Source organism: Cronbergia sp. UHCC 0137 (assembly GCF_034932285.1).
Taxonomy (GTDB): Bacteria; Cyanobacteriota; Cyanobacteriia; order Cyanobacteriales; family Nostocaceae; genus Cronbergia.
In genome coordinates this window covers 55,498-71,966 of record NZ_JAYGHC010000029.1, presented here as the reverse complement: position 1 = coordinate 71,966, position 16,469 = coordinate 55,498, and the positions used below count along the sequence as shown (strand labels likewise).

Here is a 16,469-nt window from a genome sequence, read left to right as displayed (position 1 = left end):
TCTTGCACTTAGCGTTTGAGATGCGCTAACCCTGTCCTACCCCCCTGAACGGTTACCTTTATTCTACATTGATCAGCCTCTGCAAAATCTGTTTGAGAGCGATCGCACTCCAATCAATATCGGCTTCTGTGGTATCTTTACCCAAGGTAAGCCGGATTCCCCCCAAGGCGGCTTTTTCACTATAACCCATTGCTAATAAAACCGGACTAGGACTAAGTTTACCGCTATGACAAGCAGAACCGGCACTAATACCAATTCCCGCCAAATTTAACTGCCGAACTATGGTTTTACCAGTGATTTTTTCACCGTCCGCAGATGCTAAATAAAAACTCAGATGATGGGGTAAACGGTGAATCATGTCACCGGTGGGGATTAAATCGGGAATATCTGCTAGATTGGAAAATAGGCGATCGCGCAACTTAATTAATCTTAATCTTTCCTCCTCTAACTCCTTTCCTGCCAATTCCGCAGCTACCCCAAAACCAGCGATCGCAGGTGTCGCTTGTGTCCCCGAACGCAGTCCCATTTCTTGTCCTCCACCACCTAGCAAAGGCATTAATTCCACTCCTGGACGCACGTACAGCGCCCCCGCACCCAAGGGACCATATAATTTATGGCTAGATAAACTTAACAAATCTACAGGTAAAGTTTGGACATTTAATGGTATGCGTCCCACCGCTTGAACTGCATCTGTGTGGAATAAAGCCCCGTGTGCTTTAGTAATTTTACCTAATTCCTCAATGGGTTGCAGCGTCCCTACTTCACTTTGTCCGTAAATTACCGATACCAAAACAGTATTTGGTTGCAAAGCAGCTTTTAAATCTAGAGGGTTGACTCTACCTTTGCTATCCACACCTAAACGGGTGACTTCCCAACCCCATCTTTCTAACATTCGTGCAGGTTCAGTAATAGCCGAATGTTCCACACTAGAGATAATGATGTGTTGGGGTCTACTATAAGAGCGAGTAACCCCCATAATCGCTAAATTATCCGCTTCCGTTCCCCCGGAGGTAAAAATAATTGATTCGGGAATAGCTTTGATTAATTCTGCTACTTGGATTCGGGCTTTTTCCACAACCAACGCTGAACGGTTGCCCCATTCGTGTAAACTGGAAGGATTGCCCCACTGTTGAGTTAAGACAGATTGCATGATCGCGATCGCTTCTTTGCGGGTGGGAGTAGTAGCACTGTAGTCTAGATATATTTGCATAATTACACCCAATTCACTTTTAACAGATTACCGTGTATATTTCTCCTAGAGTCAGACATTTTTCTTATATATTTTTATTGCTACTTCCCCTTGTTGGTTGTCAAAACATCCAGTCTTATAGTCAGCATATAGGAAAATCAATACTATCAATTTTCAATAATGGAGACAAAAGCCAAAAAGTCCAATCTTCCAACCAGCGGATAAAACCATTACCCCAAGATCCATTAATTCAAGTTTACTTCAATCATTCTCAATCTTCAGAATATCAAGAAAGTTATCGTCAGCAGACACGGTTGGGAGATAATTTAGAAAAACAAATAATTAACGCCATCAACCAAGCTAAATCTACCGTAGATGTAGCAGTACAAGAATTACGTTTACCCAAAATTGCCCAAGCACTAGCTGATAAACAAAAATCTGGTGTAAAAGTTAGAATAATTTTAGAAAATAACTATTCTCGTCCTTGGAGTAACTTAACAGCAACAGAAGTAAAAAAATTAAATCAACGGGAACAAGACCGATATAACGAAATTCGGAAATTTATTGATATTAACCAAGATAATCAACTCACCAAAGATGAAATCAATCAACGGGATGCTTTAGTAATTATCAAAAATGCTAAAATTCCTTGGATAGATGATACTGCTGATGGTTCAAAGGGTAGTGGTTTAATGCACCATAAATTTGTAATTATAGACAATCGCTTTGTAATTATTACCTCTGCTAATTTTACCTTGAGTGATACTTCCGGGGACTTTACTAATCCTAGCACTTTAGGTAATGCCAATAACTTATTAAAGATTGATAGTCCACAATTAGCTACTTTATTTACCCAAGAATTTAATATTATGTGGGGTGATGGTCCAGGAGGTCAACCAGATAGTCGATTTGGAATCAAAAAGCCAGTACGACTTCCTAAACAAATTACTTTAGGAAATACCCAAATTACAGTGAATTTTTCTCCTATTTCATCAACTCAACCTTGGATTAATAGCAGTAATGGTTTAATTGGTAAAACATTAAATTCAGCCATCAAATCAGTAGACATGGCATTATTTGTATTTTCAGAACAACAACTTGCCAATATTTTAGAAACCCGTCACCAGCAAAATGTAAAAATTCGCGCTTTAATAGATTCTCAATTTGCCTATCGTCCCTACAGTGAAGCCTTAGATATGATGGGAGTTGCTTTAAGTAACAAATGCAAATATGAACTTGATAACCGTCCTTGGAGTAATCCTATTACTACCGTTGGTGTACCGATTTTGCCCAAAGGAGACTTATTGCATCATAAATTTGCGGTGATTGATCATCAAAAAGTAATTACAGGTTCTCATAATTGGTCAGCAGCAGCTAATCATGGCAATGATGAAACATTAGTAGTAATTAAAAATCCAATAATAGCTGATCATTATGTTCGTGAATTTAACCGTTTATATAGTAACTTTAAACCAGGTGTACCACCAAATATTCAAGCTAAAATTGCAGCAGAAACAAAAAAATGTTCACAAATTAAAGCGCCTAAATCTAGTGATAAAATTCTAATTACCAAAATAAATATTAATACAGCCAATCAAGAAGAAATAGCCACACTTCCCGGAGTCGGTGAAAAATTAGCGCAAAGGATCATTCTCGCTCGTCAAAAACAAAAATTTACATCTTTAGCAGATTTAGAAAAAGTGCCAGGAATTAGTAATAGAATGTTAGATAAATGGGAAGATAGAATAACTTGGTAACTTAAAATATAGCAGGAGTCAGGAGTCAGGAGTCAGGAGTCAGGAGTTAAGAGTCTCTTGCCATAAGGCTTTTACTGTAGATTCTGTATCTCATTCAAGTGCATACCGCTATAAGTTTCATCTATTTTGTAGGTTGGGTTATGGATTTTATCATATCGACTTACTTAATTCCATGTTTTTTCTGCATTTCTTCAATAAACTGATTTAGAGATTGTGTGTTACCAGTTGCTATATCTTCTAATCCTTTTTTTATACCTATAAAAGTTTCCAATTTTTCAATATCTCGACTTAAATTAATCATGAGAGTTTCTCCACACTAAATTTGCATCTAATTTAATGTTATCATGCAATCGTGAAAATTATTCACCAAATATCAATCATATCTGATATTATTTGTGACAATTCAACCTCTTTCCCCCCTGTCCCTTTTCCTTTTAATAGTAACTTTCACTACTTTTATTATTTTTTCAAAAGTTCTCAATAAACGGCAACACATATCATAATTTTGTTAAATATTGTTAAGAAAACTTACACGCCTCTTAACAAAAGGAAATATTGTTTATGGCAGTTTCCCGTGAGAAAAATGTACCACATCAGGTTGTTATCGTTGGTGGTGGCTTTGGTGGACTCTATACAGCAAAGACCCTTGCTAACGCAAATGTAAATGTTACTCTGATTGATAAACGTAATTTCCACTTATTTCAGCCGCTTTTATATCAAGTTGCCACAGGTACCCTATCACCGGCTGATATTTCCGCACCATTGCGATCTGTATTTAGCAAAAGCAAGAATACAAAAGTGTTGCTGGGAGAAGTAAATGCTATTGATCCAAAAACGCAACAAGTGATTATGGGTGATGAAATCATACCTTATGATACATTAGTTGTTGCCACAGGTGCTAATCATTCCTATTTTGGTAAAGATAATTGGAAAGAAACTGCTCCTGGTTTGAAAACCGTGGAAGATGCGATAGAAATGCGTCGGCGGATATTTTCGGCATTTGAAGCAGCAGAAACGGAAACTGATCCTGAAAAACGCCGTGCTTACTTGACTTTTGTGATTGTCGGGGGTGGTCCGACTGGTGTAGAATTAGCGGGTGCGATCGCCGAGTTGGCATACAAAACTCTTAAAGAAGACTTCCGTAACATCAACACCTCAGAGACAAGAATTTTACTATTGCAAGGGGGCGATCGCATTCTCCCATATATTGCGCCAGTGTTATCGAAAGCAGCAACAGAATCTTTGCAAAAGTTGGGTGTGATTATTCACACTAAGACCAGAGTCACAAATATTGAAAATGACATTGTTACTTTCAAGCAAAACGATGAATTGACAGAAATTGCCTCAAAAACTATATTATGGGCAGCAGGTGTTCAAGGTTCTGCTTTGGGTAAAGTTTTAGCAGAAAGAACAGATGTAGAATGCGATTTCTCTGGAAGAGTAATTGTAGAACCCGACTTGACTATCAAGGGTTATAAAAACATTTTCGTAATTGGAGATCTAGCCAACTTCTCCCATCAAAATGGTAAACCCTTACCTGGTGTTGCACCCGTAGCCAAACAACAAGGAGAATATGTAGGTGGACTGATTCAACTACGGCTTCACGGTCATACTTTGCCACAATTTCATTACACAGATGTCGGTAGTTTGGCGATGATCGGGCAAAATTTAGCTGTTGTAGATTTAGGCTTCATCAAACTCACAGGTTTCCTTGCTTGGGTATTTTGGCTAATAATTCACATCTACTTCTTAATTGAGTTTGACACTAAATTAGTAGTAGTAATTCAATGGGCATGGAACTATATTACTCGTAATCGTCGCTCTAGATTGATTACAGGTAAAGAAGCTTTTTTAAGACCACCAACTGTTAACAATAGCAGTCATTCGCACACTTCAGAAAAGCAGCAGCCAGTTAATCCCTAGAATTTTTACTTTGTAGTCAACTTCAGCCCTTGAGGATCTTGCTATATCTGTGTTCAATTCCTTAAAAATCGCACTTCCGAATTTCTACAAAACACCGTGTGGGTATGGGTTTAGCAATGATAAACCCATACAATTATTGACGTTAAATAAATGATTCCTACGGAGTGCGTAGCGATCGCACATTCCCAACAACAAAAAGGCGATCTGCTGAAAGCAGCAGCGCTTACGCGATCGCGTTAGTCCACAGCAGGTATCGCTTTTCAAGACAGTTTAAATTTCAGGAATAGCTGATAATAAACAACGTAAAGCCCGATTTACTGCTTCTGACGTTTGAAAAGTATCAGAATTAATCAAGATCCTCCCAACCCCCCTTACAAAGGGGGATTCAGGGGGATCTGCGGGTGTTGAATCCCACACGAAAAAGTTTTCAAACATCCTCTAAATTATTCTGTCTGACGCACCCTACAGACTACAAAAAGCAAATTGGGTTATCTACTCGTAAGGGTAAAAAAGTCAATACTTCTCGGATCAAGTTAATGATTGACATTAATCTTTTAGGATTCCCAAAATTTGGATTTTTGGTTAACCGAGAAGTATTGCTATCAATCCTACTTGGACTTGGATTTGGCTTCCAAATTTTCCAAGCGGCTTTTGAGTTCCTGATTTTGTTGTTTGAGTTGGTTGAGTTCCTCGCGCAACTGACGCAGGGTTTTATCTGGTCCGATATTCTTTTGGACTTTGGTTATTTCTTCCTCTGCATAGCGACGCACCCGACCATCTGCGGTTTGATCGGCTAGAGATTGCAAGATAGCGATCGCTTTTGGGGTTTCCATTTCTCCCAAAGCCGTTAATACAGCCACCTGGGTTAAAAAGAAGGTTTCTTTGGCAATTTCGGCTAAATTGTCTAAAATTCGTTCGATATTCGCCGGAGTTTGTCCCACAGAAATTTTACCCAAAGCCCGAATAGCTGCTAAACGCAAAGGTTGGGAAATACCGAGTTTGGTGTATTCTAAAAGCAAATTTAAAGCCGCTTCCGAAGTTTTAAATTGTGCTAAACCACCAATAGCCCCACTGCGTACTACCTCATTCCAACCGGCTCGTTCTTCTAAAACCGATTTCAGCAGCTTGATTACCTTTTCTTCTGAGGGCTTATCATCTAAATTAGCCGCACAAATTGCCCCAATGGTACGACAAGCCGCAGCTTCCACATAGTAACTAGAATCGCCTTCTTGAACAAACTCTTTGACTGCTTTGTAACTAGGATGAGTTTTAATTTGGGCTAAGGACTCGATCACAGAACGACGCACATAAGGATTTTCATCCTCCAACCCACTCACTAAAGCATCAAAAGCTTGATCTAATTTAATCTCTGTTAATTGTTTAGCGACCTCTACCTGCACACCCCAGAAAGGATCATTTTTCAAAGCTGCGGATAATGCTTGAACCGCTTCTAAAGAGCCTTTTTTAGCTAACGCTTCGGCTGCATAAATGCGAGAAATGGGATCGGGATCAAATTCCAATTGGGCTTTCAATTCTGGGATAGGATATTCCAAGACCACAGTTTTTAGATAATTATTACCCACATCAAAGCTTATAAAATCTGGCTTCTCTTTCAAGGGGAAATAAAAACTTTGTTCTCGTTCATTGACTCGGACAGTAAAAATTGAAAGTTGTTCAGGGGAATTTTGTAATTTATAACCAAAACCAATGGGGATTTTCAGATCAAATAAATCCTTGCTGCCATGATGATCATCACTAGCTTGGGTTTGTGTCACCGTCACCTTAGCCAAGTTAGAATCCCCATCCCAAGCATAAACCACTTTAAAATCGGGATGGCCACCACGATAAACGTATTGATCAAACAAAAATGTCAAATTACGGCCAGTTGCTGCTTCAATTGCCCTTAATAAATCTACTGTTTCTACAGTTTGGTGAGCATGATTTTGGACAAAAGTTTGAATTGCTGTCCAGAATAATTCATCTCCCAATTCTGCGCGAATCATGTGATAGACACAAGAGCCTTTTTCGTAAATATGGCGATCGTAAAGTTCAATCGCTTCGCGGTAAACATGAGTTACCATTGGTCTACGGTAGCGACTACTATCTTCGCTCACATAACTCCGACCTTCCTGTAACCGATAATAAGCCGCATCTTGTGTACCATATTCTTGTTCTGTCCACATCACCTCAGAATAAGAAGCCATACCTTCCTTAATCCAAGCGTGAGACCAATGTTTAATTACTAGCAAATCCCCAAACCATTGATGTGCTAGTTCATGAACTACTAAACTTTCACTGTTGCGGTTATCTAATATTGCTCGTTCATCAAGTAAACATCGATCTGTTAACAATGTGGTGGATGTATTTTCCATCCCCCCGAAAATGAAATCATCTACACAAACTTGGGCATATTTGGGAAAAGGGTAAATATAACCATACTTTTCGCTCAAAAACTCCATCATGCGGGGAGTTTTGCCTAAACTGCGTTTAGCGTCTGCTTCTCTTCCTTTTTCCACGTAGTAGGTGACAGATTTGCCTTGCCACTCCTCTCGAATTTCAGCAAAATCACCCACTGCAAGAGTCATTAAGTAGGTAGGATGAATTTGTTCCTGTAACCAATGGTAAATTTTCCGATTTTCTTTTTCTGTGGTGTTAATTAGTTCACCGTTGGAAATAGCCATCAGGGGCTTAGGAACACTAACACGAATTTCTGAGGTTGACAACTGCCCTGGGTAGTCAAAACAGGGAAACCAAAAGCGAGAGTCTTCGTCTTCTCCTTGAGTCCAGACTTGGGTGGGTTTATGTGGATAGTGTTTGTCTGGTTGGATAAAGTACATTCCTCGTTGGGGTTTTTCCACGGAGTAGGAGATGACGATCAACAGTTTCTCACCAATTAGGGTTGGTTGAGAAAGTTGAATGGCCAGTTTTTCTCCGTCGTATTCAAATTGCTGTGGTACCTGATCTACTTCTACAGATTGGATATTCAGATTCACAGCGTCCAAAATCAAACGCTTAATACCATTACGGATGGGTAATAGACGAATGGTACAACTACCAGAGTAACTTTTACTGGGTATATCCAAACACAGATCGAGGAAGATATGCTCTACCTGTCCTGGACGGTCGGGGTTATAGTGTGGTTTAGCCCCTGGTAGTTCAAAAGGTTTGTGTCCGTTACTCTCTGTATCAAAATAAGACTTCGACATTGATTATTACTAACCTTGTAATCCTAAAACTTCTGGTGAGATGTGGTTGCTAAAACAGGACTTACCCACGGAATACGAAATATAAGGGTCTGAGATTGTTAAGAGGTTAAGTACAAATACTAGCAATTATTTTTCTAGCTTAGAATATTTTTTGGCTAACTAACCGACTATTTTTGAAAAAATACACTAAGATACGATTTGCGGATTTATTCATCATCCTAATGGAGTAATTACAATGTATTGGTGTGTACAATTACTAATTTTATCAGTAAATACCGCTAAAATAGTGGATAATTGTGATTAATTACTAATCTCGCCATAATTCTTGTAGCTACTGAGTGTAACAATTTAAAGAAAAGAGGATTACAAAAATGCCTAAAGATAAATCAAATTTTCTAGGTTTTGCAGTTGTTGCAGGTCTAGTGGTTGTGGGTGGTGTGGCTGCTTATATGTATTTGAAGGGTGGGATTGGAGATAGTTCTAGTCCTTTAGGTAGTGCGAAAGTTGTTCCTTCTACGGCATTAATGGCGACTTATGTTAACACTGATAGCCAATCTTGGGCTAAGTTAAAGCAGTTTGGAACTTCCCAAGCTCAGGAGTTGATGACAAAGGGTTTACAGGATCTAAATCAAGAGGTTTTTAGTGAGAGTCAAATATCTTACGAACAAGATATACAACCTTGGATTGGTGGGGTGATGATTGCTGTACTGCCACCAAATCCGACTAAACCTGTTCAAACTAACCCATCCCAGGAGTCTAATATTTTATTGGTGGTGGGGATTAAGGACAAAGTTAATGCTTTAAATTTTGCTAATAAGCTCAAGGGACTGAAAACTGTCAAGATTCAGGAATCGGATTATAAGGGTGAAAAAATTATTGAGAGTCAGGGTAAGGGTAAACCAACTTATACTGTGGTGTTGAATAATAGCCATTTGCTCTTAGCCCCGGAAAGAAAGGCTGTAGAACAGGCTATTGATACTTTTAAGGGGGGAGATTCTTTTGCTGGTAAAGTGGGCGCGAATGAGATTCTAGGGGCTGGTGTGGATGTGAAAAATAGCCTAGCCCAGATTTATATTCCTGATTATGCTAATACGGTGCAGCAGTTGGCGGGGTTGAGTTCCCAGTCTAGACAATTACCTCCTTCTACTTTGAAGCAGATGCAGCAGGTAAAATCGTTGGTGGCGGCTGTTGGGGTGGATGATGGGGGATTGAGGTTGAAAGCGATCGCTAATTTAGATCCAGAACTAAGCAAATTCCAGTATCAAAATACTCCAGCTAACATAGTGGGACAATTTCCGACGGAGACCTTCGCTTTGGTTAGCGGCCAGGGAATTAGTGAAAGCTGGAAAACCATCACCGAGCAATCACAGGAGTATCCTGAAATTAAGCAAGGTATTGAACTGGCTCGCGGCCAATTAAAATTCGTGAATATTGATCTAGATCAAGATATTTTTAGCTGGATGAATGGTGAATTTGCTGTGGGTGCGATTGAATCTAAACAAGGTGTGTTGGCCAATGTGGGTTTTGGGTTAGGTTTAGTTTTTGACACTAGCGATCGCGCCACCGCTACCAATACTTTTAGTAAACTAGACGAAATAGCTAAACAGCAATCTCTCACCGTTGCCCAAAGAAAGATCGGTGATAAAGATGTTACTGAATGGCAAATCCCCCAACAAGGTGCTTTAGTGGCTCATGGCTGGTTAGACCAGGATACCGTTTTTTTGGCCTTGGGTGGAGCGATCGCTGATTCCATTGCAGACCGCAAGGGTGAATCTCTCAATAACACCGACTCTTTTAAAGTTGTCACAGGTTCTTTACAAAAACCCAACGGTGGTTATTTTTATTTAGACATGGACAAAACTAAGTCCCTAATTGAGAAGTTTGCAACTCAAGGTTCACCCCTCCCACCAGAAGCCGAGGCTGTTCTTAGTTCTATTCGCGGTTTTGGTGTAACGGTAAATAGTCCCAATAAGTCTACCAGTCAAATGGAAATGTTTTTGGCTCTTAAATCAGGTAATAAATAGGTAATTAGTTCCCTGGGATTCCAATACTTCTCGGTTAAGGAGTGTAGAGACGAGAATCCCTACCCATGGAACGTCTCTACAGAGGTTTTCGGCTAACAAATTTGCTTAACCGAGCAGTATTGCCTGGGATGCGGAATTAACAAACACAAGATTAGGGTTTAGCAATGCTAAACCCCAAGGATTTCAGAAAAAATCAGAAAAAATTGGTTTTTTAATTCATACCCCAATCCGGTCAAAAACTCTAATTTTTCCCTGTTCTAGAGGTATCTGTTAAAGCAGCTTGTTTACTTAATACTTCCACAGCCTTGGCAAATTGGGGATCTGCTAAAGTAGCCAGTTTATCGCGTTCATTCAACCACAAATCTTGCCGTTGGGCATCAGTTAAATCCACGGTTACATCTGGGTCAACACCATGCTTGTTAATATCTTTACCGTTAGGAGTATGATAGCGAGCGATCGTTACAGCCAAAGCAGAACCATCTTCCAATGGCCGTACCGACTGCACCAAACCCTTACCAAAAGTTTGAGTCCCAACCAAAACAGCACGTTTATTATCTTGCAAAGCCCCAGACAAAATTTCACTTGCACTAGCTGAACCTTTATCCACCAAAACTACCAGTGGTTTAGTCGTCAAAGCCCTGCCATTTGCTACTTGCCTATCTTGCTCACCCTGACGGTCAATAGTTGAAACAATTGTTCCCTTATTAATCCACATTCTAGCAATTTCTATACTAGAGTATAACAAGCCACCAGGATTGCCACGTAAATCTAAGATATAACCCGATACTTTTTTAGACTCTAAATCCCTAATAGCACTTTGCATTTCCTTGCCAGCATTAGCGCTGAATTGATTTAACCTAATGTAACCCGTGTTACCAATAGGCGTTTGCTTTTGGGAATAGCGCACAGGATGGATTTCAATCCGAGCGCGTGTAATATTAAATATTTTTTGCTTTCCAGTACGGAGAATTTTTAGCTTCACCTTAGTTCCTGGTTCACCACGAATCAGACTAACGGCCTGATTCGTATCCATTCCCTTGGTACTTTTGCCATCAATTTCTAGGATAATATCTTTTGAAAGAATCCCGGCTTTAAAAGCTGGTGTATCTTCAATTGGGGCAATAACAGTTAGTTGCTTAGTTTTTTCATCCTGACTGATAGTTATACCAACACCAGTGAGTTCTCCAGAAGTATCAACTTGCATACTTTTGAACTCCTCCGGGTCCATAAACCGGGTATAGGGGTCTTCTAGCTTTTTGAGCATTTCCCGGATGGACTTATAAGCTTCTTGCTGATTTGTGTAGGACTTATTTAAATATTCTTTACGAACAGCCTGCCAATCCACTTGATTAAAAGTACCATCTACATATTGCCGGTAAACAAGATGCCATACTTCATCTACTAACTCCTTGGGACTTGCTTTAAATAAAGCCTGACCACGGGAATGAATGCCCAAGCTAGTAACAGCAATTGTAGAGAGCGTCACCGCCGTAGCACCTAAAACAAGTCTACTCTTTGTATTCACCATAATGACCGTTGCGTCAGAGGGCTAAAAACTGTAGTCAAAATTTTAGCTAAATTTACTCAAAGTTGTTTAAGTTTAAGTAAAAAAGGTTTTGACAAAGATAAATTAGTTCATCTAAAATACCTTTTAGGCGATCGCCAAGCCTTAAAACCCGAAAATTCTAAGGTAGGTTAAGCTTTGTCTGAACCTAAAGCTTTTGGATTACTTTTGGATTAATTAACTGCCGTCACTTTTAACGTGAAGCAGGAAGGTAACTTCAAATCTTTAAGTAGACTTGAGTAAGTTTGGTAAACGGAAAAATTAGTCAGTAAGCCTAATCTAACACAGGGGATTGAAATTGGTAATAGGTAATAGGTCATGGGTGATTGGTAATAGGTAATGGGTAATAGGTGATTGGTAATAAAAGATTTATTCCTCCCCTGCTTCCCCTGCCCCCTGCCCCCTGCCCCCTGCCCCCTGCCCCCGGTCACTGAGCGTAGCCGAAGTGCTGCCTCCTGCCTTTTAAGGATCTACCCAACGTCCATCTGCCTTAATTAGGTTAATTAAGTCTTCAACTCCCCTGGCTTCTGGTACTTTTTTAATTTCTTCTCGTCCACGATATAAAGAAATGTAACCGGGAGTTTTGCCTACATAGCCATAGTCAGCATCTGCCATTTCACCGGGTCCATTGACAATACAACCCATAACGGCGATATCTAAACCAGTTAAATGTTTGGTCGCTTCCCGTACCTTGTGCAATACTTCTTCTAAATTAAATAAAGTCCGTCCGCAAGAAGGACACGCGACATACTCCACCATAGTTTTTCGCAAACCTAATGCTTGGAGAATGCTATAACAGACAGGAATTTCTTTTTCTGGTGCTTCTGTTAAGGAGACGCGAATTGTATCCCCAATCCCATCTGCCAGTAAGGTAGCAATTCCGGCTGTAGATTTAATTCTACCATACTCACCATCACCGGCTTCTGTGACACCTAAATGTAGGGGATAGTCCATACCCAAGTCGTCCATGCGCTTGGCCATTAAACGATAAGCCGCTACCATGACGGGAACTCTGGAAGCTTTCATGGAAATTACCAAATTATGAAAGTTCAGAGATTCGCAAATGCGGATAAATTCTATGGCTGATTCTACCATCCCTTGGGGGGTGTCTCCATAGGTAAATAGCATTCTCTCAGCTAGAGATCCATGATTGACTCCAATCCGCATGGCTTTTCCTTGATCACGCAAGGAAACTACCAAAGGTTCTAGGGTTTCGGCTATTTTTTCGCCTATTTCGTCAAATTCGGTTTTTGTATATTCTATCCGGTTGGTATTTGGTTTTTCAAAGACATACAAACCTGGATTAATCCGCACTTTTTCAATATGTTTAGAGACTTCTATGGCGATTTTCATGCCATTATGATGTACATCGGCGACGATTGGCACATCTTGATAGGTTTTAATTAATTTCTGCTTAATATCGGCCAATGCTTTGGCGTGAGCCATACTGGGAACTGTGACGCGCACAATTTCACAGCCAATTTCGTGTAGACGACGAATCCCCGCAACAGAACCATCAATATCTAGGGTATCTTCATTAATCATTGATTGCACTACTACGGGGTAGTTACCGCCAATGGTGACATTTCCCACTTTCACGGGACGGGTTTTACGCCGTTTGATGGTTGTTTCAAAGGATGTGGTATTTGCAGTTTCAAGTAAAGGAAGAGTTTGCATAACCTCAACAGGTAGATGTGCTGTAGCTAGAATATCAGATTGCCACAATTGGGGTTGTTTTGGGTGGTTAGGTGGCAGAAAAAAGAAATTAAAATTTTTCTTGATGTTAAATCCTAACTATAACTGTCTGAATCAGGATATCCAGGATTAAAGGATTGACAGGATTAAAACACAATACAGTTCAGTCAAAAATTCGTTCTTCTCATTTCTCTGTGTCCTCTGTGTCTCTGTGGTTCGTTTATTCCGTAATTTCCGACGTGGTTGGTGAGCTTGCCAAACCACACCCTACTAACAAAGCTGGAAATGATTAATTTAAGTCTTCTAATTTAATCCGGGGGTCTGCGAATTTTAACATTAGGTCGGCAATTAAATTACCGATAATCAGCAGAATTGCACTCATGACTAAGCTACTCATGACCAAATATTGATCTTTGGCTAATACGGCTTGTAGGGTTAATTTACCTAAACCTGGCCAATTAAAGAAGTTTTCGGTGATAAATGCACCGCTTAATAAACTGGCTAATTCAAAACCCAATAGGGTAATTAAGGGGTTAATGGCGTTTCGCAGGGCATGAACGTAGATTACACGGTTTTCTGGTAGTCCTTTGGCGCGGGCTGTTTGGATATAGTCTTGTCGCAATACATCTAGTAATTCGCCACGCATGATCCTTTGTAAGCCGGCAAAACTGGTGATGCTGAGGGCAATTAATGGTAAGATTGAATGCCAGCCGATATCTATAATTTTACCGATCCATGTCATTTCAGCGTGTTCGATGCTGGTCATGTTACCAACGGGGAAGATGGGGGCGGTGATTTGGGCAAAGAATAAGAGAAATAAGGCAGTGATGAAACTGGGGAAACCTTGTCCAGCGTAGCTAATTATTTGTAAAACTCGGTCGGTGGTGCGATTTTGTTTAATGGCTGCGAGGATGCCGAGAGGAATAGCGATCGCCCATGTTGTAATTAAAGAAGCGATCGCTAATAATAATGTTGCTGGGATTCTCTCCCACAATAGGGACGAAACTGAACGTTGATATACAAAACTTGTACCAAAATCACCTTTAGTCACAATTCTCCCTAACCACAGCCAGAACTGTTCCGGCCAAGACTTATCAAGTCCAAATAGCTGTCTTATTTCTTCTATTCTTTCTGGGGAAATTTTGGGATTTTGCCGCAACGTATCTACATAATCCCCAGGAGATAATTTCATGATAAAAAACGATAGTGCTGAGGCTAAAAAAATCGTTAATAGTGCCTGTAATAATCGTTTAATCACATAAAGAAAAGTTTCATCGGTAACTAGCCTCATTAGCCAGTCTCGACTTGTCTCCAAAGAAATTTTTGTAGCTGTCATAATTTGGAACAGGGCAGGGGGGCAGGGGGCAGGGGGCAGGGGAGGTAGGGGAGGTAGGGGAAGCAGGGGAGGAATTTATCACCAATTACTTATCACCCATTACCCATTACCATCAATATTCTATTAGAGAAATTATAGGTACGTCTGGGAGTTGTTTGCGTCCTTGCAAATCTCGTAACTCGATAATAAAACCAAATCCTACAAGTTCGCAGCCAATCTTCTCTAATAACTTAGCCGTTGCACTGGCTGTTCCACCCGTAGCGATTAAATCGTCTACAATTAAGACTCTACTACCTGGATGTAAAGCATCCTGATGTACTTCCAAGCAGTCTGTACCATACTCTAGTTCATATTCAATTTGATGAACTGCTGCTGGCAACTTTCCTTTTTTGCGAACAGGAATAAAACCCGCTCCTAGATTATATGCCAGTGGAGGGGCAAAAATAAATCCCCTAGATTCCATGCCCACAACACAATCTACCTTAATTTCAGCTTCGATACATCTTTGTGTTAAAAAGTCAATAGTATAGCGTAAGCCTTGTGGATTACTGAGTAAGGTAGTAATATCCCGAAATAGAATACCCGGTTTAGGAAAATCTGGTATGTCACGAATTAGAGATTTCAAATCCATAAAAAAGTAATTGGTAATTAAGATCAAAATTCTCAGATTAAAGGCTTAACAGGGATGATTGGAGGGTTTTTAAGATTAATCTTGCGGTAAGCATACCCCGCGCTTTCAACGATAAACCAAGGGTTTTGGCGATTTTAGAAAGAAGAGTAAATAATTACCTGCCTTTGTTCCTTTTTTTCCCATTGTTAGATACCTGAGAAATCGTACACTATAATGTCATACGCTGGGTGTTGGAGTTTTACCCAACATGGATGTCTAATACTAAATCAAATAGATATACTGATGGTTAAAACATTTAATTACGGTATAAGTGAACCCTTGAGTAAAAAAAGCAAGTAATGTATATATTGGGCTGCTCATGCTACCCAACCATAGGATATCCTTTGGCTATCTATCTTAAATTTTGTTTTACTCTGTCTGTTAGAAATCCAAAAGGTATTTTTGAGAATGAATGTTTCCGCAAGCCTAACCCCCTTAAATAGTTCAAGTTCGGAAGCGAGTCCGAGCATTTTAGACACTTTACCTGATCCAGCGATCGCTCCTGGACAAGGATGCCCCCGTAGGACTAGACTACAAATTGATTTAATTTTATTGGCAATTGAAGCATTGGAACTTGGCGGTTCAGAAGCCCTCCTCTCTGTTGCCCAAGAGTTAGAATTGAAAGAAATTATTAAAAATCGTGTGAATTTATGGCGAATGCGAGCTTCTAACCCCCTAAGACGAGCTTCTATCCGTCGTCCTTTAACAGTGCCGGAAGCAAAAGCATTGGTGGTTATATGTTGCTATATCGCGCGGCGTTTAACGGTAGTTATCCGGCAAATGCTGATGATCTATCAACAAATGTATGATAAGCAAATTCCCTTAGAACAAAATTTACGGCTGGCTAAATATCTAGAAAGATTTAGAGCGCATTTTAGAAGCCGGATGAATGCTAAACGTTCTGCTTTACTCAAATTAAATTCTGATGAAAAGTTAGACGATCTAGCTATAGATTTATTGGGGCAATTATTATTCTGCACTGGAACGTCTGGAATGCAGAGGTTTTGGATTAGTCTGTTTGATGGTGAAGTAGAATAAATTGATACTTTCTTCTGAGACTAGCATAGCATTCACCGATTGAACTAAAAATTGACGGATTTTTCCA

Annotated in this window: 11 protein-coding genes; 4 read left to right on the top strand and 7 right to left on the bottom strand. The window is 39.9% G+C overall.

Features of this window, described 5'->3' with window-relative positions; genetic code table 11:
• Nucleotides 1-58 precede the first annotated feature (58 nt).
• Complete coding sequence (locus VB711_RS16125) at nucleotides 59-1,210, bottom strand: cysteine desulfurase family protein (RefSeq protein ID WP_323287167.1); 1,152 nt, start codon at nucleotides 1,208-1,210, stop codon at nucleotides 59-61.
• Between the two features lie 32 nt (nucleotides 1,211-1,242).
• Here VB711_RS16125 and VB711_RS16120 point away from each other — a divergent pair, with 32 nt between their 5' ends.
• Nucleotides 1,243-2,946, top strand: coding sequence for a phospholipase D-like domain-containing protein (locus tag VB711_RS16120; protein ID WP_323287166.1), 1,704 nt, complete (start codon nucleotides 1,243-1,245; stop codon nucleotides 2,944-2,946).
• Nucleotides 2,947-3,106: 160 nt separating this feature from the next.
• On the opposite strand, the gene VB711_RS16115 is transcribed toward VB711_RS16120, so the two are convergent.
• The gene (locus VB711_RS16115) at nucleotides 3,107-3,247 is read right to left on the bottom strand and encodes a hypothetical protein (RefSeq protein ID WP_323287165.1); all 141 of its coding nucleotides are present in this window, start codon (nucleotides 3,245-3,247) and stop codon (nucleotides 3,107-3,109) included.
• 260 nt (nucleotides 3,248-3,507) lie between these two features.
• Between VB711_RS16115 and VB711_RS16110 the strand changes: the two genes are divergently transcribed.
• Nucleotides 3,508-4,869, top strand: a complete 1,362-nt coding sequence (locus tag VB711_RS16110; protein WP_323287164.1) for an NAD(P)/FAD-dependent oxidoreductase — start codon at nucleotides 3,508-3,510, stop codon at nucleotides 4,867-4,869.
• A gap of 608 nt (nucleotides 4,870-5,477) precedes the next feature.
• On the opposite strand, the gene VB711_RS16105 is transcribed toward VB711_RS16110, so the two are convergent.
• A complete protein-coding gene (locus VB711_RS16105; RefSeq protein WP_323287163.1) occupies nucleotides 5,478-8,075 on the bottom strand; it encodes a M1 family metallopeptidase in 2,598 nt (865 codons plus the stop codon).
• 371 nt (nucleotides 8,076-8,446) lie between these two features.
• On the opposite strand from VB711_RS16105, the gene VB711_RS16100 reads away from it, so the two are divergent.
• Entirely contained in the window at nucleotides 8,447-10,099 is a 1,653-nt protein-coding gene (locus VB711_RS16100; RefSeq protein WP_323287162.1) for a DUF3352 domain-containing protein, read from the top strand.
• Between the two features lie 241 nt (nucleotides 10,100-10,340).
• Here VB711_RS16100 and ctpC read toward each other — a convergent pair whose 3' ends face one another.
• The 4 genes from ctpC to VB711_RS16080 form a co-directional block, all read right to left on the bottom strand.
• Complete coding sequence (gene ctpC / locus VB711_RS16095) at nucleotides 10,341-11,627, bottom strand: carboxyl-terminal processing protease CtpC (protein WP_323287161.1); 1,287 nt, start codon at nucleotides 11,625-11,627, stop codon at nucleotides 10,341-10,343.
• A 498-nt stretch (nucleotides 11,628-12,125) separates the two neighbouring features.
• Nucleotides 12,126-13,340 carry a (E)-4-hydroxy-3-methylbut-2-enyl-diphosphate synthase gene (ispG, locus tag VB711_RS16090; protein WP_323287160.1) on the bottom strand — a complete coding sequence of 405 codons (1,215 nt, stop codon included), beginning with the start codon at nucleotides 13,338-13,340 and terminating at the stop codon, nucleotides 12,126-12,128.
• Between the two features lie 307 nt (nucleotides 13,341-13,647).
• On the bottom strand, nucleotides 13,648-14,694 hold the full coding sequence (locus tag VB711_RS16085) for an ABC transporter permease (protein ID WP_323287159.1): 1,047 nt from the start codon (nucleotides 14,692-14,694) through the stop codon (nucleotides 13,648-13,650).
• A gap of 112 nt (nucleotides 14,695-14,806) precedes the next feature.
• Entirely contained in the window at nucleotides 14,807-15,325 is a 519-nt protein-coding gene (locus VB711_RS16080; RefSeq protein ID WP_323287158.1) for an adenine phosphoribosyltransferase, read from the bottom strand.
• A gap of 447 nt (nucleotides 15,326-15,772) precedes the next feature.
• Between VB711_RS16080 and VB711_RS16075 the strand changes: the two genes are divergently transcribed.
• Complete coding sequence (locus VB711_RS16075) at nucleotides 15,773-16,402, top strand: DUF3038 domain-containing protein (protein WP_323287157.1); 630 nt, start codon at nucleotides 15,773-15,775, stop codon at nucleotides 16,400-16,402.
• Nucleotides 16,403-16,469: the final 67 nt, after the last annotated feature.

What these genes read in the sequence shown, in the direction of transcription:
- VB711_RS16080 (WP_323287158.1), bottom strand. Translation starts at nt 15,325, where the DNA reads ATGGATTTGAAATCTCTAATTCGTGACATACCAGATTTTCCTAAACCG.
- VB711_RS16105 (WP_323287163.1), bottom strand. Translation starts at nt 8,075, where the DNA reads ATGTCGAAGTCTTATTTTGATACAGAGAGTAACGGACACAAACCTTTT.
- VB711_RS16125 (WP_323287167.1), bottom strand. Translation starts at nt 1,210, where the DNA reads ATGCAAATATATCTAGACTACAGTGCTACTACTCCCACCCGCAAAGAA.
- VB711_RS16115 (WP_323287165.1), bottom strand. Translation starts at nt 3,247, where the DNA reads ATGATTAATTTAAGTCGAGATATTGAAAAATTGGAAACTTTTATAGGT.
- VB711_RS16110 (WP_323287164.1), top strand. Translation starts at nt 3,508, where the DNA reads ATGGCAGTTTCCCGTGAGAAAAATGTACCACATCAGGTTGTTATCGTT.
- VB711_RS16085 (WP_323287159.1), bottom strand. Translation starts at nt 14,694, where the DNA reads ATGACAGCTACAAAAATTTCTTTGGAGACAAGTCGAGACTGGCTAATG.
- ispG (WP_323287160.1), bottom strand. Translation starts at nt 13,340, where the DNA reads ATGCAAACTCTTCCTTTACTTGAAACTGCAAATACCACATCCTTTGAA.
- ctpC (WP_323287161.1), bottom strand. Translation starts at nt 11,627, where the DNA reads ATGGTGAATACAAAGAGTAGACTTGTTTTAGGTGCTACGGCGGTGACG.
- VB711_RS16100 (WP_323287162.1), top strand. Translation starts at nt 8,447, where the DNA reads ATGCCTAAAGATAAATCAAATTTTCTAGGTTTTGCAGTTGTTGCAGGT.
- VB711_RS16075 (WP_323287157.1), top strand. Translation starts at nt 15,773, where the DNA reads ATGAATGTTTCCGCAAGCCTAACCCCCTTAAATAGTTCAAGTTCGGAA.